This window comes from Flectobacillus longus, from assembly GCF_030056705.1.
Taxonomy (GTDB): Bacteria; Bacteroidota; Bacteroidia; order Cytophagales; family Spirosomataceae; genus Flectobacillus; species Flectobacillus longus.
On sequence record NZ_JASHIC010000017.1, the window covers coordinates 104,831 to 124,967 of the forward strand.

Here is a 20,137-nt window from a genome sequence, read left to right on the forward strand (position 1 = left end):
GCTTACGACGTATAGCTTAATTAAAATTAAATTAATAGTATATCTGAGGTGTAATTTGGCTATAACCTTTTGATTATGAATATTTTCAAATAACCAATATACTATTAATGTCTTCCAATTTATTGCTATCCAATTATAATTATATACTATGAAAAATCTCATTATCAAGTCAGTAGCTACTTTGGGTATTGCTACTTTGGGGCTTTCTTCTTTTGTGGGAACAAGCAACGAGCCCAATCAACTTTCGGAACAGGAAAAGAAAGAAGGATGGACTTTGCTGTTTGATGGCAAAACCACCAACGGATGGCATTTGTACAACAAAGGCAAAATTCCTACGGCATGGATCATCCAAAACAATGAATTGTACTGTAAGCCAGATACTTTTACGGTAGAACATGGCGATTTGGTAACTGACAAAGAATATCAGAATTTTGATTTACGCTTTGAATGGAAAATTACTGTAGGTGGAAACAGTGGTGTTTTTTTTAATGTAATCGAAAAAGAAAGTAACCCAACGGCATGGTCTACAGGACCAGAATACCAATTGCTCGACACCAAGCATGATGACTATGAAGCTAATGTCAAAAAAAGAGCTGGATGTTTATATGGATTTTTCCCTCAGAAAAATGCCGCAGTAACCAAGCCTGCTGGCGAATGGAACGAGTCTAGAATTAAGCAAGTCAACGGAAAAATTGAGTTTTATCTCAATGGCGTTTTGACTGCCGAACAAGATTTGACTTCTAAAGAATGGAAAGACCTTGTAGCCAAAAGTAATTTTAAATATTTCTCTACTTTCAGCAAAACGGTAAAAGGGCATATTGCTCTTCAAGATTGGTCGAAAGGAATAGCCTTCAAAAATATCAAAATAAAAGAATTGTAAGTTAGCGGGCAAAATTAAAATAATTTTACCCGCTTTAAGCTCTAGGCTTTATGCAGTAGGCAAAAAGTTAAATAGTATTTCTCATGAAATAATAGAAGCTTTTTTGCCTAATGCCTACGGCTTACAACCTAAAGCGTATTAATGCAATTTTATTTTGCATTAATACTTAAGTAATCGTGCAGAATAAGATTTAAGTTATGTGTTTAGGCACTAGGCAACAGGCACAAGGCACAGAGTGTTAAAATGTTTTTTATTACCCACAACCATGCTTTTTCCCAAAAACCACCGCCGAAAGCTGTTAACTGAAAGCCCCAAGCATAATCTTAAATTTTATTTTGCATTAATACTTAAGTAGGAAGACTTTATTAGTTAATAGTATATTGGTTATTTAAAGGCATTTATAATCAAATTACACCTCAGATATACTATTAATTTAATCTTTCCTATTACTTATAGTTTTTTCTAGAGATAAAATGCTAATTGCAAGTTAAAAGCTAAAATTCTTCTTCTATTAATTCTTTATTTAGCATCGCACCTGCTTTTGTACCTGTTGCCACTGCAACCGAAACTGAGCGCATCATACTGGTACTGTCCCCGACTGCATATACCCCTTGAACAGAAGTTCTTTGCATCTCATCTACTTGGACATAACCAGATGGCAAGAAGTTACAACCTAAGTTTTCAGCAAAATTAGTTGATTGTTTGAAAGGTACTCTCGCAAAGACAGCATCAACGAATAACTCCAAATTTTCACTAAGTTTGATTGACTCTATTTGTCCATCAGTGTGTAAAAACTCTCCAATTTTATTTTCGACAATTCTTATCCCCTTTGAAGTCAACTTATCGGCTTGTTCTTTCGACAGCGTGCTTGTTCCGTCAGTTAATAATGAAATATTGTTTGACCATTGATAAATCAGTTTAGCAAAATCATAACCGATATCACCATTTCCTATGACTGCGATTTGTTGATTCCTAACTTCATAACCGTGACAATATGGACAATGTAGAATGCTTTTCCCCCAGCAGTCCTCAAAAGCCTTGATGTCAGGAAAAATATCTTTGATGCCCGTTGCAAGTATAATTTTCTTAGCAAAAAAAGAATCATCTGAGGTTTTGACTTCAAATCCTTCTTCTGTTTTTAATACTGCCAATACCTTAGCTTCTCTAAAACTTACAGTTGGATATGCTAGTACTTGATCTTTTGCCTTTTGGGAAATTTCATAAGGTACTACGCCATCCTGCGTAATAAAATTATGAGAATGAGGCGTATATCTATTACATGGTTTTCCATTATCTAATACCATTACCTTCCGTAAAGCACGTCCCAATGCCATTGCTGACGACAATCCTGAATAACTCCCTCCTATAATAATTACCTCGTAGTTGTTCTGCTTTATCATATTTATTTAGATTTATGTACAATATTGCAACGTTGTTGCAATAGATAAAATTCCAGCAGAGTAAATATTTTATAAATTTTATTTAGATTAATTAAAAATAACAAATTATATTTGTTCAGTAATTACTCATGAACATTACAGGATAGACTCTCACCGAATACGCAGAGAGGTATTTTGCTGAGAGTACAGTTAATCGGTGAATTCAGAAAGCTAGAGCTATAGACAAACCGCTAATAGCTCTAGCATTTTCTTGAAAACCGCATACACTTTGTTGACAAAAAAGGGATGGATTCGATAAGCAGAGAAGAATTTATAAAAGCCAAAAGACATCTAGATGCTGAAGTTATAAGGAAAAAATTTCGGAAATCAACCGAACGATATAAGTTATTGGAAGAGTTATACAAATTCCATGACCATTTTATGGCAGAAGAATTTTATTTACATCTAATCCAAAATAATTTTCAAGTTAGTATGGCTACGGTTTATAACAACTTGGTATTTTTTGAAGAAGTTGGATTGGTGCTCAAGCACCAATTTGGCAAAGGACAAGCAGCACGTTATGAAAGAGCTTTAGGTAGAAAACAACATTGTCATTTGATTTGCCTCAGATGCAATCAAATTTTTGAGTTTTGCGACCCACGCATTCATCATATCCAAACAACCGTTGAAGAGCATTTTGGTGCTACTGTCACAGGGCATTCACTTACACTTTATGGCGAGTGCAATCGTGAAGAATGTAAAAATGCTAACTCAACTTTAGAGTCAGAGTATTAAAGGTTTCGGTTTTGAGCTATTATCTTACTATTCCTAATTTTCCTTCGTTTCTTGTAAACAAATAAGCGGTTGACTTCGCCATTTTGATGGGATAAATCCCACGAACATCGCCGTCTAATAGCAGTTTTGTTTGGGTATAAGACAAAGTCGAAAAGCCTCCATTTCCTTTTCCAAGCAAAATAATGCCTTTGCTAGCGTCGTTTTTGCCTAGCTGAATTTTCCAAGGATAGAAATTCCCTGCTAGTAGCAGGTCTTTTTTGCCATCTTTATTAAAATCTTGAACAACAATTCCAGAAACCCACGAGTTTTGTGCGGTTATTGGAAGACTATTCGCCGTGAATTTTCCTTGATTATTTACAAATAGAGTTGTATTTAATTCTTGTACCTTAAGTTCCTTACTATTTTTTCTTTGCTCATCCGACAGTATTTCATTGAGAGTTGCCTTTGAATAATCTTTATACTTCAAGTATTTCTTTTTAATGCTTGGCATCTGATACGAGAATTCATCTAGGGTTGCCAAAGGATAGCTCTTACCCTGAATAAAATAGCTAATCACTGGTTCTATGACTCCATTTTGATCAAAATCTCCATAGGTGAGCGTCATCGGTTGGCTTTGAGAAGCACGCAATTGCGTATTGAGTCCTAAATTCCCTGCCAGAATATCTATATCTCCATCATTATCGATATCATCCAGCACGATTTTTTGCCACATTCCATGCGAGTTATCAAGTCCATATTGGGCAGTGGCATCCTGTAATTGTCCTTTATGGTTTTCGAAAATGGTAATAGGCATAAATTCACCTGCCGCAACCAAATCAATCCAACCATCTTTGTTCAAATCTATCCAAGCTGCACTATTTACAAGCCCAGGCTGGCGCAAAGCAAGTTCTTTTTGTTCGGAAGCATAAGCAAATTTTATCTGACCATTGGCACTTTGGTTTTTGAGCAAATACGAAAAATCAGCTTCAGGATACCGTCCAGGCATCGAGCGTCCGCCCACAAACAAATCTAAATCGCCATCTTTATCATAATCCGAAGCTGTAACACAACTTCCATTGCTTGCCAAATCGGGCAAGGCATTGGGGACTAAACTAAAATTTCCTTTTCCATCATTGGCAAAAATAACATCCTGATAATCTGTCGAATGTGCTGGCTGATTGGTGTTTCCTCGTGCGATAAACAAATCCAAATCGTTGTCGCCATCAGCATCAAACAAACATAGACCCATATCCGAATATAATCCGATCGTATTCCAAGGCTGAAAATTTGAAGCCTTGAAGGTTTGATTTTGTTGTTGAAAATATAAAACCGCAGGTTTGAGATAATTCCCACCCACTATGGCATCCTCAAGTCCATCGCCGTTGACATCGCCTACGGCCATGAACGGACCAAGTTTTGAAAGTTGATAGGGTAATAATATTTGTTGCTTAAAATCTACTTGCAGAAGATTTTGATGGGTAAAATTCAAACCTGATTTATCCGTAAAATCTTCAAACATAGCAGGATTTTCTGGTAAAGAAAATACGCCTTCAGCAGCATTTTGATTATTTATTTTGAGCAATTGATTTGTCTTAATTGCTGAAAGTTTAGATACTTTTCCATCTGTCCAATATACCTCAAGCGCTGTCACAAGAGAATCTTTTCCTAAACCAAAATGAACGATAGGCTCGGTACAACTTTGAAAACCTTGGGCAGGAAATAACGTTTGAGTTTGCACACCCGAAGTCGTATGTAAGACGATTTTGGCACCAATCCCAAAAGTATTTTTCTGATTTTGAGCTAGTTGTATTCTCAAATAATGACTAGGTGTTTGTTGTTGTTCACGGTTTTCATATACCAAAGCAGGCTGATTGGAATTATTAATAACCAAATCCAAATCGCCGTCATTATCCAAATCGGCATAAGCGGCGCCTGTACTAATCGAAGGAGTAGAAAGTCCCCAAGATTCGGTAACATTTTTGAACGAAATATCTTGTCCATCTCCTTGATTCGAAAACCCATAATTACTTACCAAGGTCTGTGACATTTGTTGAATCAATTGCCAAGTATTCAGTTTCTGACCTGTAGCTTGGGCTTTTTGGTTTTCTTCTTCATAAGTAAATTTCAAAAAGTCAAGATTGGTAAAATCTCGTAAATAGCCATTGGTAATATACAAATCTTTGCGACCGTCGTTATCAAAATCACCTGCCAAAGGACACCAACTCCAGTCGGTATTTGAAACTCCAGCCAATTGACCCACCTCACTAAATACTGGAATACCATTTGCCATATTTCCCTGATTAATATGCAACATATTACGCATATTTTGGTGATAAAAGCCACTTTCCAAAAGTAACTGGTGTCTGTCATATTCGTCAGGGCCTTTGAGCAACTTTTGTCGCTCGTTGGATTCTGGCAACATATCTAGCGTAATTAAATCGCTACGAAGGTCATTGTTTAAATCAACGATATTTGAGCCCATCGAAAATTTAGAAAGATGTCCAAAACTTTCGTTGGTTACTTCTTTAAAATGACCATTTTTTTCGTTGATATATAAAAAATCTTGTTCATCATAATCGTTGGTCACATACAAATCACACCAACCATCATTATTGACATCGCCCATGGCTACACTCAAACCAAAATTCAACCCACTTCCATCAATGCCCGACTCTTTACTTATATCATTAAAATGTCCGTTATCATTACGATAAAGGCGATTTCCGAATTTGTTGTGGCGAGTATTACGTAATTTTTGGGTATTAAAAACCGAGTTAAAAAACATATCGGCATGATTGACCATAAACATATCCAAATCGCCATCGTTGTCCATATCAAAAAAAGCGACTTGGGTTGTATATGTTCCTGGCGCATCTAAGCCATATTCTTTGGCAGATTCTTTAAATACGGGTATTCCGTTTTGATTTCCTTGGTTGATATACAACTCATTACGACGGTCGTCGTCGGTTCCCATTCCTGAATAACATACATAAATATCTAGTTTTCCATCGGCATTGACATCCGCCATTGACACACCTGTTTTCCAGCGTTTACGACCTTTTACACCTGCATTTTCAGTAATATCTTCAAAATGAAAAGAAGCATTTTCGGATTTTCCTTTGTTGAGATACAGTTTGTTTTCAACCATATTTCCTGTAAAATAAATATCTGCCAAACCATCGCCATTGACATCGCCTATGGCAACTCCACCTCCATTATAAAAATATTGGTATTCGAGCACGTTATTTTGGGCATCTTCTACTACTTCATTGACAAAAGAGACTCCTGAGTCTTTGGCGTCGATGGCCTTAAACAAAGTTTCTTTTGTATTAGAAGAACATGCGATAAAAAGTGGTAACAAGAAGAAAGAGAGATATTTGCACATGGCACGTAATAGTGAGGATGAAACAACTTTTGTGTTAAAAGCTAAAGATAAATACTTTACTCAAAAAATTTATCGGGCGAAAATTTCGCCCGATAAACTGAATCCCAATGGTTTTCCTAATCTTAACAATTGTTACGCTTCAGGCTGTAAGCTGTAGGCATTAGGCAAGCACAGCCAACAGCCTTATGCTTATAGCCTCTAGCGAATAAGATATATACTTGAGTAATTGTGCAGAATTAAGTTTAATAAATTAGTGAGATAAGGTATTATTACCCAAATTTTTCATTCACCATTCACCACTCACAATTCAACACTCAAACTCAATTACCAGCCAGCAATTTGTTTTGCTGCTGGGTTTTTATCTACTTCACTTTGTGGTATTGGCAATACATAAAGCTTAGAAGGGAATCCTCTATTCTCGAAAGCATAACGAGTATATGTAATTGTATTCCCTGATTTTGTCATTTTAACACCATACAATGGGCCATTCAACAAGCTTTCTGCCGTTTTCCATCTACGAATATCAAAGAAACGGTGTTCTTCAAAAGCCAATTCAATTCTACGTTCATTTCGGATTTTAGCGCGCATTTGGTCTTTAGACAGTCCTGTTTCCAAATCTGGCATACCTGCTCTTTTTCTGATAGTGTTGATTGCACTATATACCGTCGCATCTGGACCCGAAGCCTCATTTTTGGCTTCAGCATAGTTTAATAAAACTTCTGCATAACGGATAAAAATCCAATCTTGGTCACTACTTTTTGTATAAAGAACATACTGCTCTTCATGAAACTTACGTAAGATATAACCTGTTTTGGTATCCTCAGCTCTGCCTGTTACATCGGCACCACCTGCAAATAATTCAATTACACGTCCACGGAAAGTCGAGCCATTGTGTACGACAGTTGCCTCAAAACGAGGGTCAAGGTTTGCCCATGGCTCAGATGGTTTGTACAATGGCGATGTTGCTTGTGATTTACCATCAATCATATCATACGAATCCACAAAGTTTTGCGTAGGAACGTTACCACCCCAGCCAGCATCACTACCCCCTCTGATTGATGGCGGAGAGTTCACCACGTCAAAGCCATTATTTACGCCAAAATGCACTTTATCAGGTGCTTGGAATTTTTTCGCAAAAATAATTTCGCTATTATTTTTCGTTAAAAACAAAGTTCTATAATCGCTGAACAAAGTATAATCGGTATTGATTACCTTATTGGCGGCATCCGCCGACGCCTGCCAACGGCTAGCATACAATAACACACGGCTTTTAAGGGCATTGGCAGCTCCAGAAGTAGCTCTACCAGCTTCGATGGCTCCTTTTTTGGGTAATAAAGAAGCAGCTTTATCTAAATCAGCAATGATAAAATCCACTACTTCATCGTATTTGGCACGAGGAATTTGGAAGTTATCAGTCAAAGTCAAACTTTTGTTAATCAACGGTACACCCGTAGGCTCGCTTCCTGTTGAAGGCATTCCATACAATCTCAATAATTCATGATAAATAAATCCACGCAAGAAGTAGGCTTCTCCCATCAGGCGATTACGCAATGCTTCGTCTTTGAGGCTACCCAAGTTTTCGAGCGCCATATTTGCCTTACGAACCAAGCTATAATAATCGCCCCAAGTTTCGCCCCAAGGCACATTGGAAGGTAAAAAATTACCTGTTTGTAGTTCATTGGAGTGTGTCCAAGGCATACCTACATCACCGTCGTCGGTTACGCCATCCAATAAATAAAGTCCTTTGGCCCAACCTTGGTAATTACGGTCAAAACCAGAAGGCATTTGGCCATAAATAGCATTGACAAACTGAATAGCTCCTTGTGGGTCAGTCCATACGGTTTCTCCTGTCAATGAGTCTTTAGGTACTTGGTTCAAAATATCCGATTCGCAACCAGAGAATAAGGTAATACTTGTGAGCGTACAAACAAGTTGTAAAATTTTATAGAGTATTTTCTTCATCTTAATGTTTGTTAAAATTTAAAGTTTACACCAGCATTCCAAATTCTAAACTGAGGGTAATCCCAACCTCTACCACTAGCATTTTCAGGGTCATAGTTTTTGATTTTTGACCAAGTAGCAACGTTATTTGCATTGATGTAAACACGAATACCTCTGATAAAGCCGATTTTCAGTTTTTCTAAAGGAACATTATAAGCTAATTCAACATTTTTGAGACGAATGTATGAAGCATCTCTCATCCAGAACGATGAACCCGCGTGATTCAAGTTGGTTGGATCAATCAATACACGTGGCTCTGTCGCATTAGGATTCGATGGTGTCCAGCGGTCAAGGTTTGCTTTCAAAGCACCCGAACCAACAAAGAATGGCCATGCGCCTTCACCTTCGTAGTATTGATTTACGTTGGTAGCCCCTTGGAACAAGAAAGTAAAGTCAAAGTTTTTGTATTGAAAGCCGCCATTGATACCAAAAATAATTTCTGGCGTATTTGACTTTCCGATAGCAACACGATCCAAATCATCAATTTTTCCATCTTTGTTGATATCCTCGTAACGAACATCACCAGGCGCTGTATTTCCCAATTGCTTTGGCGCGGCATCAACTTCGGCTTGCGTTTGGAACAAACCAAGCGCTCTGTAACCAAACTGCGTATTTAATGGCAAACCTGTTCTTCTGATATTAGGGTTCACAGAAGCGGCTTCGTCGATAAACACGATTTCGTTTTTGGCATACGTCATATTTCCTCCAATAGAGTATCCCAACTCATTATTGATTCTATTTCTGTGACTCAAAGTAACTTCGACCCCGCTGTTATTCACTTTTGCTAGGTTTTCTACAGGTAATCCAACACCCAATAAACTAGGAACAGAAAGGTTTCTTGAAGCAAGAATATCACTTCTTTTATCAAAAAAGTAATCAACTACTGCTGTCAGTTTGCCTTTTAACAAAGTTGCATCCAATCCAATGTTTAGTTTCTTAACCGTTTCCCAAGTTACGTTTGGATTCGAAAGTCTTCCTTCTACAATCGTTGGTTGTACATTAGCATCGCCAAAAACTGCTGAGCCATTTACAAAATAAGATTGTAAGTAAAGGAATCGCTCACCTCCCAAACGGTCGTTACCCAAAATACCGTACGATGCACGTAGTTTCAAGAAATCAACTATCGAGGAGTTTTTCATGAATGATTCTTGTGAAATCACATAACCTGCCGAAACAGATGGGAAAAAGCCCCAGCGCTTACCATCAGCAAATTGTTCTGAACCATCTGCTCTAAAGCTTGTTTCAAAGAAATACTTGTCTTCATAAGCCCAGTTAAAACGCCCAACAATCCCTTGACGACCGCTACTTCCTGAATAGCCTCCGTTGTTACGATTAGCAGCTGCACCAAAGTTGATTTCGTCAATCGCCAAAGTATATCCTTCTCGAGATACACTCATGTAGTTCCAAAGTTGTTTGGTTTGAGTGTACAATAACAAACCTGTAAAATTGCTTTTACCTATAGTTTTCTTGTAGTTCAAGTGCGTCTCTAAAGTGACAGATTGCTCATCCAAATGATTTTGAATCAATGAAGTAGGTCCTTTAGCTGCTTCTACAAAAGAGCCATCTGGAAGCCTATTGTAGAATGGAGTTTTGGTAAAAGTCCAGTTTTTGTTATCAGTAAATGTTTTGTCATAGGATGCAATACCTTTAATCGATAGTCCACTCAAAAATGGTAATTGTTGTTCCAATTCCATTCGTCCACGAAATGCCTGAATATTTCTTTTTCTATAACCATTTTCAGGTAAAGTCAAATAAGAGGGGCCATTTGAATAAGTACCATTCGACCAAGTAATAGGCGTTCTATTGGGTGGTGTACCAGACATCCATCTAAATACTTCCTCAGAAGCAACGTTATTTGTTTTCTCATCACGACCCGAAATGTCAAATGAAAGCTTAGTCGTTTTGGTAACGTTTGCATCGATATTCGAACGGAAATTATATCTATTAAAATCGTTAGAAGGAATAATACCATCTTGCTTCAAGTACCCTAAAGAAGTTGCATAACGAATTTTGTCAGTTCCACCCGTTGCCGAGAGACTATAGTTACGAACCATTGCTGATTTTTTCAAGGTCGAAAACCAATCCGAATCAGGGTGAGTATCTGGACTAGAATGTGTACGATATTTTTCTAAATCCGCTGCCGAATAAAGCGCAGGCTTGCCATCGTTTGCCAAAGCTTCATTATATAAAGTAGCATATTCATAAGAATTCAAAAACTCAGGATTGCGAGTACGCTCTTGAACACCGACATTGGCATTGAAGTCAATTTGCATTTTGCCTTCAGCACCTCTTTTGGTTGTTACTAAAATAACTCCATTACCAGCACGGATACCAAATACGGCTGCACTAGCTGCATCTTTCAATACTGAAAATGACTGAATTTCACTTGAGTTCAACTGTGCAAAATCGCTTGATGAACGAACAATCCCGTCAATTACAAAAATAGGCGAAGCGTCTCCTGTAGTACCAATTCCTCTAATCAAGATATTTGAGGCATCTTTGCCAGGCTCACCCGAACGTTGTGTAGCAATAATACCCGTAGCTTGACCTACCAATGAGTTACTTAAGTTGGGCGAAGGGTTGCTTGCAATTGCTTTTTGACTAATATCTGAAACCGAACCCGAAATAGCGCTTTTCTTCTGTGAACCATAACCTACAACCACAACTTCGTCGAGATTACCTACATCAGCTTTCAAGACTACGCTCAAAGATGTTTGCTTTCCAACAAGCATTTCTGCTTTTTGATATCCTACCGACGAAAATACCAAGGTAGTTTGTTCATTAGGAATCGATAGTCTGAACGTACCATCTGGTCCTGTAGTTGTGCCTTTGGTGGTGCCTTTTATTTGAACTGTCACCCCTACCAATGCTTCACCATTTTCATCTTTGATGGAGCCCATTACGACGATGTCGGGCATTTGCCAACTTAGATTTGGTAGAATTTCTTTTGTTGGCAATACGTTTTTTCTTCTTTTCAATAAAATCTGTTTGCCCGTTACCTCAAAACTAATATCCAAAGGGCGAAACAATTCGGTCAGTAGTTCGCCCAATGCTTTGTCGTCGGCATTAATCGAAACACTTCTTTTGGCATCTATAATTTCTGGGCTATAAATAAAGTTTACTTGAGTTTGTTTTTCGATTTTCTCCAGCACATCGACTACCTCATTTTTGTTGAGATGAAGTGTCACTTTTTTGTTTAGCAAATCTTGTGCATTGCTCCTATGTGCCAATGACATGCTCACACACAGGACGGAAAGAGCGATTTGCAACAAACTAATTCTCATAATTTTTCGTAAAGTTTGATACGATGGAAACTTTTTTTTCATACTTTTGGATAATTTGTTAGTTGTGAAAAATTGACAAAAACAATCCCTGAGTCCTAATTTTTAGGACCACGCATAGCAGCATCAAAAAGGGATTTGGTTGAAGATGAGTGATGTTGGCGCATCATTCATCTTTTTTTTGTAATCTGTCGTTGTGACAATTGGGTTTTTGGTTACATAGTTATCAAGTTTTAGTTAATTTTCTTTCATACATCTAGGTCATAGAACTACCTACAAGGCCTGCCCTCTACAAAAATACGTCCTCCAGATACCTGATATTCAGCATCTATTGCCGCACAAATCCATTTCATTTTTTCATCCAACGGCTCTGTTCCAAGAGTAGCCGTAAAAGTGCATTTGCTCATGACTTTTTCATCGAATACTATTTCTATGCCGTAGGCTTGGCTTAATTGTATAAAAACGTCGGAAATTGGAGTAGATTTAAAGGTAAACGATTGATTATTATTGTTTAATGATAAAAACTGAGGATTGTTCAATTCAGCTTTAATTAGCTTATGTTCTTCTCGCTGATACGTTACTTGCTGATTGGCGGTAAGGGATATCCCTCCTATATTAGTCTTTTCTGTAATATCTTTGATGTTTAAGTTCTTTTGCTGAATCACATTTACCTTTCCTGTTTTCACCATCACTTTTACTTCTTTATCGTCATCAAATGCTTTTACAGTAAAACTTGTCCCTAAAACTTTAGTCACGATATCTTTGGTAAAAACCAAAAATGGTTTTTGAGGATTTTTGACTACTTCGAAAAAAGCTTCTCCACTCAAATACACCTCACGGTTCTGGGTATTGTAGGAGTCAAAGTATTTAAGTTTACTCCCTTTTTGTAAAATAACAGTACTGCCATCAGGTAATACCACCATTTTGTTACGCTTATTGGGATTGGTAGTTTCTACAAAAGATTCTTCTTGGTGCGAAAGATTCAGTTTTTGATCAAAACTCACTACAGGCAATGGCTGGTTTTGTTTGGCAGTATAAACCAAATAACCCAACCCCACAAAAACCATTATCGAAGCTGCCACTACCCAATAATCGGAAACAATTCGCCAAAAAGTTTTTGGAGACTCTTCTATTATTTGCGAGTCGTAAAACTTAATGCTTTCTATTTCCTTCGCTTTTTGTAAGGCCGACTGAACACGAGCTTGTATGTAATTTTCATCCAATACAAGAGGTTCGCCTTCAAGTTCAGATAAAAATATACGCAATTGCTGAAGATATACACCTTCTATTCCTTGTACACGCGCCCACTCTTCCCACACGTGTGTGGGCTGATTGCGGTTTTCGTACACCCAATGACGAATAGAGGCATCTTCTAACAGCGCTTCAAATGTTTTCTTTGTGTTCATATCGTTTGACTCTTTAGCTTTTTTAAGAAACTAAAGAGATAAATTGTGTCAATTTGACATTATATATGCTACATCCCAAAATATGTACTCGGATACTCATTAAAACACAATTTTTTTCAAAAAAAATAATAAAACACTGATTTTGAGGAGATTGAAATTGTAATTTTTTGTATAAAAAATTGAAAGGAAAATATAATACTACGATTGGAGATAGAAAGAATATGTAGAAACGCTTTGTGCCTCAGCACTAATTCTTTTGTTTAAAGCAACCAAAGCAAAATAAAAGGAACTAATAATTCCCAATGTTGGCGAAGATTCAGAAGGGCTCTTTGAATGATGTTTGATACAGACTGAGGTTTGATTTGTAATAACTGTGCTATTTCTTCCACTCGCAAGTCTTGATAAAATCGCAAGTAAAGTATTTCTCGCTGGCGGTCAGGGAGTTGTTTTAAAAAATATGAAATCTTAGATTGTTGTTCTTGCTGAGATTCGTTTTCAATAAAAAACATTTCGGATGAGGCTTCAGAAAAATTTTCTTGAAAATTATCTTCAAATGGTACCGTACTAAAAGTGCGTAATGTTTTGAATAACTGGTTTCTAAATGCTTTGAGCAAGTAAAACTTTACGGATTCCACCTCGGTCAATGAGGCTCTTTTTACCCATAAATTTACCAGTAAATCTTGAATGGCATCCTCTATAATTTGGCTATTAGTTGTAAATTTCTCACCATAATGGCGAAACATTCTGTAATAGCGAGTCGACAATTGCGTAAAGGCCATTTCATCGCCAGCTCTGAAATTATTCCAGAGTAATTGCTCCTGAAGCGGTGGTATTTCCTTGATGCGCATGATTGAGGTTATATTAGAAAGCTGTACGAAATAATCAAAAATATCTAAGAATAACAATATAACTGAAAAATCAGCTACTTGTTATAGGATTATATTCTTTAAAAATACTGTACTAGCATAGCAATTGAAGAGGATAAATAGAAGGCTTTTAGCTTTTTGACTATCATGACTTAGCAACAAAAAAGCGGAGAAGTTTCTACCTCACCGCCTTAATAATTTTAAAAACATGGATATTCTGTTTTTGTCAAAATAGGAAACCCTACTATTGCTTAGCCTCTTTTGATTTTAGTACAGGCCAAAGCTCATTCGCTTTTTTGATTCTACCAGAAATATCTTTTTTCCATAACTCCTTTACTTTCAGGTTATAGTTTAAATACAATTTGTCATCCACAATCGTGAAAGCATCTGGTTCGGTGAGCGATTTGTGGTTTTCGCTCAAACCATAAGCACAATATCCTCCAAATTGGGGTGCGAATTTTTCAGGATTTGCCTTAAAATCCTCCTTGTTTTCATCAGAACTAAACAACCATTTTACGCCATTCCAGTCATAGGAAATTGTCTCTTGTCCTTTTACAGGCTTACTTTGCTTGAAATAAGCCACTGGGTCATAACCTCGGATAGCGATTCCGTCTTTCTGGAAAACATCGGTTTCTTGTGCGAGAAGCTGTGCGCTTGTTGACACTAAAAATAAAAGCAATACAAATAATTTGGTCTTCATCATTTTGTGATTTAAAATTTATATCACAAACTTCATAGATATCTACTTGACCAAAAGTCGGCTAACTGACATAAATCTATTTTCTGGGAAAATTGCTTTTTATAGAAGCCCTATCGCTTATTGGAATTTGTTCTTGAATTTTGTTGATTTGCTCATCTTTAGATTTCAATCAATGCCATAGGCCTATGCGCCGCCAAAACTTATCATTTCTCCTATGGATTTTATACAACATATCAGCAGCAAAATTCCTTTGTCTGAAACCGAGCAAGAACGAATCAATAAAGCCTTCAAAACCGAGCGTCATGCCAAGAATACCATTCTGATGATGCCTGGAGCTAATTCGCAAAAGGCAACTTTTGTGGAAAAAGGCTTGCTGCGTACCTATTATACACATAATGACAAAGATATTACACACTTTTTCTTTGAAGAAGGCTTTGTTTCTATGAATATCGACAGCGTATTTTTTAATCAACCAACACCTTATGGCACTGAGGCGTTGGAAGATGTAACATTACGAACTATCCAATACAGAGACTTTATGGCATTAGCTGAAGAAATACCAGCTTTGAAAGATTACGTATTTTTGACTTCTATCCAGATGGTAAAGTTGTTTTCGGATAGACTATATTCGCTACAATTTCATACTGCCCAAGAAAGATATACGACTTTGCTCAACGAGCACCCTTCTATTCTGATGCGCGCGCCACTGGGGCATATTGCTTCGTATCTGGGCATCACTCAGCAAACGTTGAGTGTCATTCGCTCAAAGACGAAATAGAGATTTTTCACTAAACTTAAAAGTTATATACAAGCCTTATCAAAAAAATATCGATAAGGCTTCATTTTTTAATATAGATTAAAAATTTCCATTTTTCTTATGCCCAACTTTGTCACATCAAATTAAACAACAAAACGATGGAGGCAGATTTTGACAATAGTGTCCATTGGGTTTTCATCACCGACGAGTCGGGAATGGCAACCATTTTTCCTCAGGTAAAATCAAAACTTACCACAAAAGGAATACATCACATATCGGTAGTGTACTACTCCCCTGATCAGGTTTTTAGTTTTCGTAGAGAGCTTGACATTTTAGTAAGACATTATCCAACCGTATTATTTACCTATTTTATATCTTCGGAAGTTTCTGATAATTTTTTTCAAGAACATCCCGAACTTGAATCTATTATCAACGCCAATACCATGAGTCAAATGGAATTTATGGTATGTGGCAACGAGGAATTTTGTGATAAAGCCAGTGAGCTTTTATATTTTTTAGATATACCACAAATAACGATACAAAAATCTTTATTCATTTAAAAATCCCCAAACCATGAAGTACGCTAATATTTATCTAGGTGTGCTTACAACTTTGTTATTGGCAAGTTGCAAACACAATGAAACAAAAACTACAGAAAATAAAGCTCAGGCTATTGCTGTAAATGTTACAAAAGTTGAATCATCACAAGCCAACAAAGAGGTTTCGGTAAGTGGAAACGTTGATGGTAGCACCACTGTTCGTTTGGGCTTTTTGGTGGCTGGTCGTATCAATTTTATCTCAAGCCGTGAAGGGCAAAATATTGGAAAAGGACAATTAGTCGCCACCATTGAACCTACTAATTACAAGATTGCAAAGGATTTATCAGACGTTCAAGTCAATCAAGTATCGGATGAATTCAATCGTCTCAAAATCATGCGTGATCGCAATAGTATCTCCGAAAGTGATTTTTCTAAAGTAAATTTCACACTACAACAAGCCAAATTACAGCAACAACTACAACAAAAAAATCTTACCGATACCAAATTGTATTCGCCCATTAGCGGAGTATTGATTAAGAAATTAGGAGAAGCTGGAGAAATCATTGGTACTGGAAACCCACTACTTGTCATATCAGATATTCGTAAAGTAAAAGTACTTGCGTATATACCAGAAGGTGAACTTCATTTAATTAAATTAGGGCAAATGGCAGAGGTAACTATTTCGGCACTTGATAAAACTTTTAAAGGACGAGTAACCGAAGTTGGTTCAGCCGCTGATGCTACTTCAAGAGCTTTTACCATCAAAATAGAAGTAGATAACCCTGGCCTTTTGATTCGTCCTGGTATGATTGCTGAAGCACGTATCAAAACTAACGTAGCTGCACAAAGAATTTTATTGCCTTTAGAAATCATCAATCACGATTTGGATAATCAGGAGTTTGTGTATGTAGTCGACCAATCACAAAACAAAGCATTTAAACGCAAAATCAGTATCGGAAAAGTGGCAGATAATCAAGTAGAGGTAGTTTCGGGACTGAATGTTGGCGAGGTTGTGGTATCGGCAGGTCAAAACAAACTTTCGGATGGTTCTCTAATTACAATTAAATAGTTGCGTCATGAATATTATACAAGCATCACTCAAATATAAGCACGTAACTTTATCGGTATTGTTACTGCTATTTGCGATTGGGGTCAATTCTTTGATGAATATGCCCCGTCGTGAAGACCCCAAAATTACGATTCGTCAAGGCTTGGTTATTGCTTACTTTCCTGGGGCAAACTCAGCACAGGTGGAAGACCAAGTAACTAAAAAGCTTGAACAGTATTTGTTTCAATATGAGGAAGTTAACAAAGCTAAAACCTATTCTACAACCAAAGATGGTATCGTAGTAGTCAATGTAGAGTTAACCGAAAAAGTAAAATTGCCCGATGTGTTTTGGAGTAAACTTCGCCATCAACTGCTAGTATCCAAGCAATTGGATTTACCAGAGGGCGTAAGAGGTCCAATCGTCAACTCAGATTTTGGAGATACAGAAGCTATGGTAATTGCTTTAGAAAGCAATAAAGCCAGCTATGCCGAGCTAAAAACGTATGCCCAAAAGTTGGAGGATTATTTAAGAACGATTCCAGCAGCATCAAAAATCAAACGTGTTGGCGAACAAAAAGAACAGATTGTTGTATCATCTAGCTCTGAAAAACTTTCACAATATGGCGTTAGTTTGCAACAAGTAGTAAAAGTATTACAATCTCAAAATAGCATTAATGCAACGGGTTCTGTCAAAACCGAGCAAAGTAAAACACCGCTTTATACTAATGGTTTTTACAATACCGAAAATGACTTGGCAAATCAAATTGTAGGCGCCTCACAAAGTGGCTCAACGGTAAAAGTAAGCGATGTGGCAAGTCTCAAACGTGATTATGCCGAACCACAAAGTATCATCACTGTAAATGGAAACAAAGCAATTTTGTTATCCATCCAAATGCACGAAGGCAATAACATTGTTCAGTTTGGAGATGAAGTCAACAAAAAGATAGATGCCGTAAAGCAAGTATTTCCTTCTGAAGTAAAGATTACCACTATTGTCAACCAGCCTCATTTGGTAGATGAAAACGTATCACATTTTATTCATGAATTTTTCCTTGCGATTTTGTCTGTGATAGTGGTAGTAGTTTTGCTTTTACCTTTGCGGATTGCTGCCGTGGCTGCTACTGCCATTCCGATGACTGTAGCTGTGACATTTGCTATTATGCACGCTTTGGGCATCGAATTACATCAGGTATCTTTAGCAGCGTTGATTTTGGTACTTGGTATGGTCGTAGATGATGCCATTGTCATTGCCGACAACTACGTAGAGTTACTCGATGAAGGTGTAGAGCGTTGGACAGCCGCATGGCGTAGTGCTAGTGATTTGGTGATTCCAGTGCTGGCTGCTACCATTACGATTATCGCCTCGTTTATGCCGATGATTTTATTAAATGGTTCGGTCGGTGAGTTTATTTTTGCCCTACCGATTACCGTTGCTGTAGCCTTAGCTTCATCGTTTATCGTAGCAATGTTGCTCACGCCTATGTTATGTTATATGTTTATCAAAAAAGGCTTACATCAACATGGTGAAAACGAGAAGAAGAGTAGAAAAAGCTTACTTGACTATATGCAAATTGGCTATAATAATCTGTTGGAATGGTGTGTAAAACATCCTATCGCCACAATTATCAGTAGCATTATTCCGATTCTTTTGGCAGGTTTATTATTCAAAGCAGGCGTAAGACAATTATTCTTCCCATCAGCCGAACGTAACCAATTTGTCATAGAACTGTGGATGCCAACAGGCACCAAGCTCGAAAAAACCAATCAGGCTATTCTCAAAGCTGAGGCATTGATTAAAGGCGACAAACGAGTACTTTCTTATGCAACCTTCACAGGAACAGCCGCTCCGAGATTTTACTATAATTTCTCGCCAGAGTTTCCTACAACGAATTATGCGCAGATTTTGATTAATACTACAACCGACAAAACGGCTGAAGAGTTAGCAGAAGAACTAAGTAATAAAGTGGAAATGGCAATTCCTGAGGGAACAACTTTTGTAAAATTGATGCAACAAGGTTCTCCATTAAAAGCCCCAGTTGAAGTACGCATTATCGGTGACGACATTAACCATTTGAAAGATTTGTCTAATCAAGTTTCAAATATTCTTAAAAAGGCCTCTGGAAGTAAATTTGTAAGAAGTGATTTTGGAGAAGACTATTATGGTTTTGGTATAAAACTCAAAGAAGAAGCCAACCGACTAGGTTTTACCACTACCAGTATTTCCCAAACCGTATATACAGGCTTTAGTGGCGCAGCTATCTCGACCATGTATGAAGGCAACAATGCAGTCGATATTGTGTTGAGATTAGATGAAAATAGTCGCAAAAATACCGACGACTTGGCTAATACCTATATGAAATCGCCTGTAACTGGCGCCAATGTTCCATTGCGTCAAATCGCAGATATTATTCCAGAATGGCAAGCGGGTAAAATCATGCACCGTAATGGAGTAAGAACTTTAACCGTGCAAAGTGAATTGGCAGAAGGCGTACTACCAGCAGAATTAGTCAAAGTAGTTCAGCCCGAAATCAACAAATTGCAGTTACCTAGCGGCTATCGAATTGAATATGGTGGCGAAGATGCCAACAAGAAAGAAACGTTCTCGCAATTAGTGACTGTACTAATGGTAAGCTTGGTATTGATTTTCTTTATTCTATTGTTTCAGTTCCGTAATCTTAAAGAATCGGCTATCGTGATGCTAACCATTCCACTGAGTTTGTTTGGTGCAATTTTAGGCTTATACGCTACAGGTAATAACTTTAGTTTTACGGCTTTCATTGGTCTGATTTCATTATCAGGTATTGTGGTAAGAAATGCCATTATCCTTGTCGACCATACCAACGAGCTTATGAAACATGGTATGGATATTAGAAGTGCCGCTATTGAAAGTGGTAAACGTCGTTTACGTCCGATTTTTCTAACGGCTATGGCAGCCGCCATTGGTGTTGTTCCTATGATTATTTCTCACTCGCCTATGTGGGCACCTTTGGCAAGTGTATTAGCCTTTGGGGTTGTCTGGAGTATGCTCATGGCCTTATTGTCGGTACCAGTATTGTATATAGGTTGGATAAAACCTAAAGACAAAAAAGACATTTTAACACAACAAAACGCATAGAATCGG

13 protein-coding genes are annotated in these 20,137 nt (G+C 37.4%); 6 read left to right on the top strand and 7 right to left on the bottom strand.

All coding sequences use genetic code 11. The features are described 5' to 3' along the window. Window positions 1-148 precede the first annotated feature (148 nt). The gene (locus tag QM491_RS14100) at window positions 149-880 is read left to right on the top strand and encodes a 3-keto-disaccharide hydrolase (RefSeq protein WP_283328128.1); all 732 of its coding nucleotides are present in this window, start codon (window positions 149-151) and stop codon (window positions 878-880) included. Window positions 881-1,374: 494 nt separating this feature from the next. Here QM491_RS14100 and QM491_RS14105 read toward each other — a convergent pair whose 3' ends face one another. Continuing rightward, window positions 1,375-2,280 (bottom strand): NAD(P)/FAD-dependent oxidoreductase, encoded by a 906-nt coding sequence (locus QM491_RS14105; protein ID WP_283328129.1) that lies wholly within the window; start codon window positions 2,278-2,280, stop codon window positions 1,375-1,377. Between the two features lie 285 nt (window positions 2,281-2,565). Here QM491_RS14105 and QM491_RS14110 point away from each other — a divergent pair, with 285 nt between their 5' ends. Beyond that, window positions 2,566-3,054 carry a Fur family transcriptional regulator gene (locus QM491_RS14110; protein WP_283328130.1) on the top strand — a complete coding sequence of 163 codons (489 nt, stop codon included), beginning with the start codon at window positions 2,566-2,568 and terminating at the stop codon, window positions 3,052-3,054. Window positions 3,055-3,073: 19 nt separating this feature from the next. Here the strand turns inward: QM491_RS14110 and QM491_RS14115 are convergent, their stop codons facing one another. From QM491_RS14115 to QM491_RS14140, 6 genes are all read right to left on the bottom strand, one after another. Continuing rightward, window positions 3,074-6,418, bottom strand: coding sequence for a VCBS repeat-containing protein (locus tag QM491_RS14115; RefSeq protein ID WP_283328131.1), 3,345 nt, complete (start codon window positions 6,416-6,418; stop codon window positions 3,074-3,076). A gap of 324 nt (window positions 6,419-6,742) precedes the next feature. Further along, window positions 6,743-8,380: a RagB/SusD family nutrient uptake outer membrane protein gene (locus QM491_RS14120; RefSeq protein WP_283328132.1), complete on the bottom strand. Its 1,638-nt coding sequence runs from the start codon at window positions 8,378-8,380 to the stop codon at window positions 6,743-6,745. An 11-nt stretch (window positions 8,381-8,391) separates the two neighbouring features. Beyond that, the gene (locus tag QM491_RS14125) at window positions 8,392-11,745 is read right to left on the bottom strand and encodes a TonB-dependent receptor (protein WP_283328133.1); all 3,354 of its coding nucleotides are present in this window, start codon (window positions 11,743-11,745) and stop codon (window positions 8,392-8,394) included. 224 nt (window positions 11,746-11,969) lie between these two features. Then, complete coding sequence (locus tag QM491_RS14130; protein WP_283328134.1) at window positions 11,970-13,106, bottom strand: FecR family protein; 1,137 nt, start codon at window positions 13,104-13,106, stop codon at window positions 11,970-11,972. A 260-nt stretch (window positions 13,107-13,366) separates the two neighbouring features. Further along, window positions 13,367-13,954 (bottom strand): RNA polymerase sigma factor, encoded by a 588-nt coding sequence (locus QM491_RS14135; protein WP_283328135.1) that lies wholly within the window; start codon window positions 13,952-13,954, stop codon window positions 13,367-13,369. 262 nt (window positions 13,955-14,216) lie between these two features. Then, window positions 14,217-14,675: a YHS domain-containing (seleno)protein gene (locus QM491_RS14140; protein ID WP_283328136.1), complete on the bottom strand. Its 459-nt coding sequence runs from the start codon at window positions 14,673-14,675 to the stop codon at window positions 14,217-14,219. 211 nt (window positions 14,676-14,886) lie between these two features. Between QM491_RS14140 and QM491_RS14145 the strand changes: the two genes are divergently transcribed. The 4 genes from QM491_RS14145 to QM491_RS14160 all read left to right on the top strand — a co-directional run bounded on the left by QM491_RS14145 (window position 14,887) and on the right by QM491_RS14160 (window position 20,131). Then, entirely contained in the window at window positions 14,887-15,450 is a 564-nt protein-coding gene (locus tag QM491_RS14145; protein ID WP_283328137.1) for a Crp/Fnr family transcriptional regulator, read from the top strand. 137 nt (window positions 15,451-15,587) lie between these two features. Further along, window positions 15,588-15,989, top strand: a complete 402-nt coding sequence (locus tag QM491_RS14150) for a hypothetical protein (protein WP_283328138.1) — start codon at window positions 15,588-15,590, stop codon at window positions 15,987-15,989. A 13-nt stretch (window positions 15,990-16,002) separates the two neighbouring features. Next, entirely contained in the window at window positions 16,003-17,037 is a 1,035-nt protein-coding gene (locus tag QM491_RS14155) for an efflux RND transporter periplasmic adaptor subunit (protein WP_283328139.1), read from the top strand. A 7-nt stretch (window positions 17,038-17,044) separates the two neighbouring features. Next, the gene (locus tag QM491_RS14160; RefSeq protein ID WP_283328140.1) at window positions 17,045-20,131 is read left to right on the top strand and encodes an efflux RND transporter permease subunit; all 3,087 of its coding nucleotides are present in this window, start codon (window positions 17,045-17,047) and stop codon (window positions 20,129-20,131) included. Window positions 20,132-20,137 lie beyond the last annotated feature (6 nt).

Bases quoted from the DNA above. Each gene is read 5' to 3' on its own strand.
- QM491_RS14100 (WP_283328128.1), top strand. From the start codon at position 149: ATGAAAAATCTCATTATCAAGTCAGTAGCTACTTTGGGTATTGCTACT.
- QM491_RS14105 (WP_283328129.1), bottom strand. From the start codon at position 2,280: ATGATAAAGCAGAACAACTACGAGGTAATTATTATAGGAGGGAGTTAT.
- QM491_RS14110 (WP_283328130.1), top strand. From the start codon at position 2,566: ATGGATTCGATAAGCAGAGAAGAATTTATAAAAGCCAAAAGACATCTA.
- QM491_RS14115 (WP_283328131.1), bottom strand. From the start codon at position 6,418: ATGTGCAAATATCTCTCTTTCTTCTTGTTACCACTTTTTATCGCATGT.
- QM491_RS14120 (WP_283328132.1), bottom strand. From the start codon at position 8,380: ATGAAGAAAATACTCTATAAAATTTTACAACTTGTTTGTACGCTCACA.
- QM491_RS14125 (WP_283328133.1), bottom strand. From the start codon at position 11,745: ATGAAAAAAAAGTTTCCATCGTATCAAACTTTACGAAAAATTATGAGA.
- QM491_RS14130 (WP_283328134.1), bottom strand. From the start codon at position 13,106: ATGAACACAAAGAAAACATTTGAAGCGCTGTTAGAAGATGCCTCTATT.
- QM491_RS14135 (WP_283328135.1), bottom strand. From the start codon at position 13,954: ATGCGCATCAAGGAAATACCACCGCTTCAGGAGCAATTACTCTGGAAT.
- QM491_RS14140 (WP_283328136.1), bottom strand. From the start codon at position 14,675: ATGATGAAGACCAAATTATTTGTATTGCTTTTATTTTTAGTGTCAACA.
- QM491_RS14145 (WP_283328137.1), top strand. From the start codon at position 14,887: ATGGATTTTATACAACATATCAGCAGCAAAATTCCTTTGTCTGAAACC.
- QM491_RS14150 (WP_283328138.1), top strand. From the start codon at position 15,588: ATGGAGGCAGATTTTGACAATAGTGTCCATTGGGTTTTCATCACCGAC.
- QM491_RS14155 (WP_283328139.1), top strand. From the start codon at position 16,003: ATGAAGTACGCTAATATTTATCTAGGTGTGCTTACAACTTTGTTATTG.
- QM491_RS14160 (WP_283328140.1), top strand. From the start codon at position 17,045: ATGAATATTATACAAGCATCACTCAAATATAAGCACGTAACTTTATCG.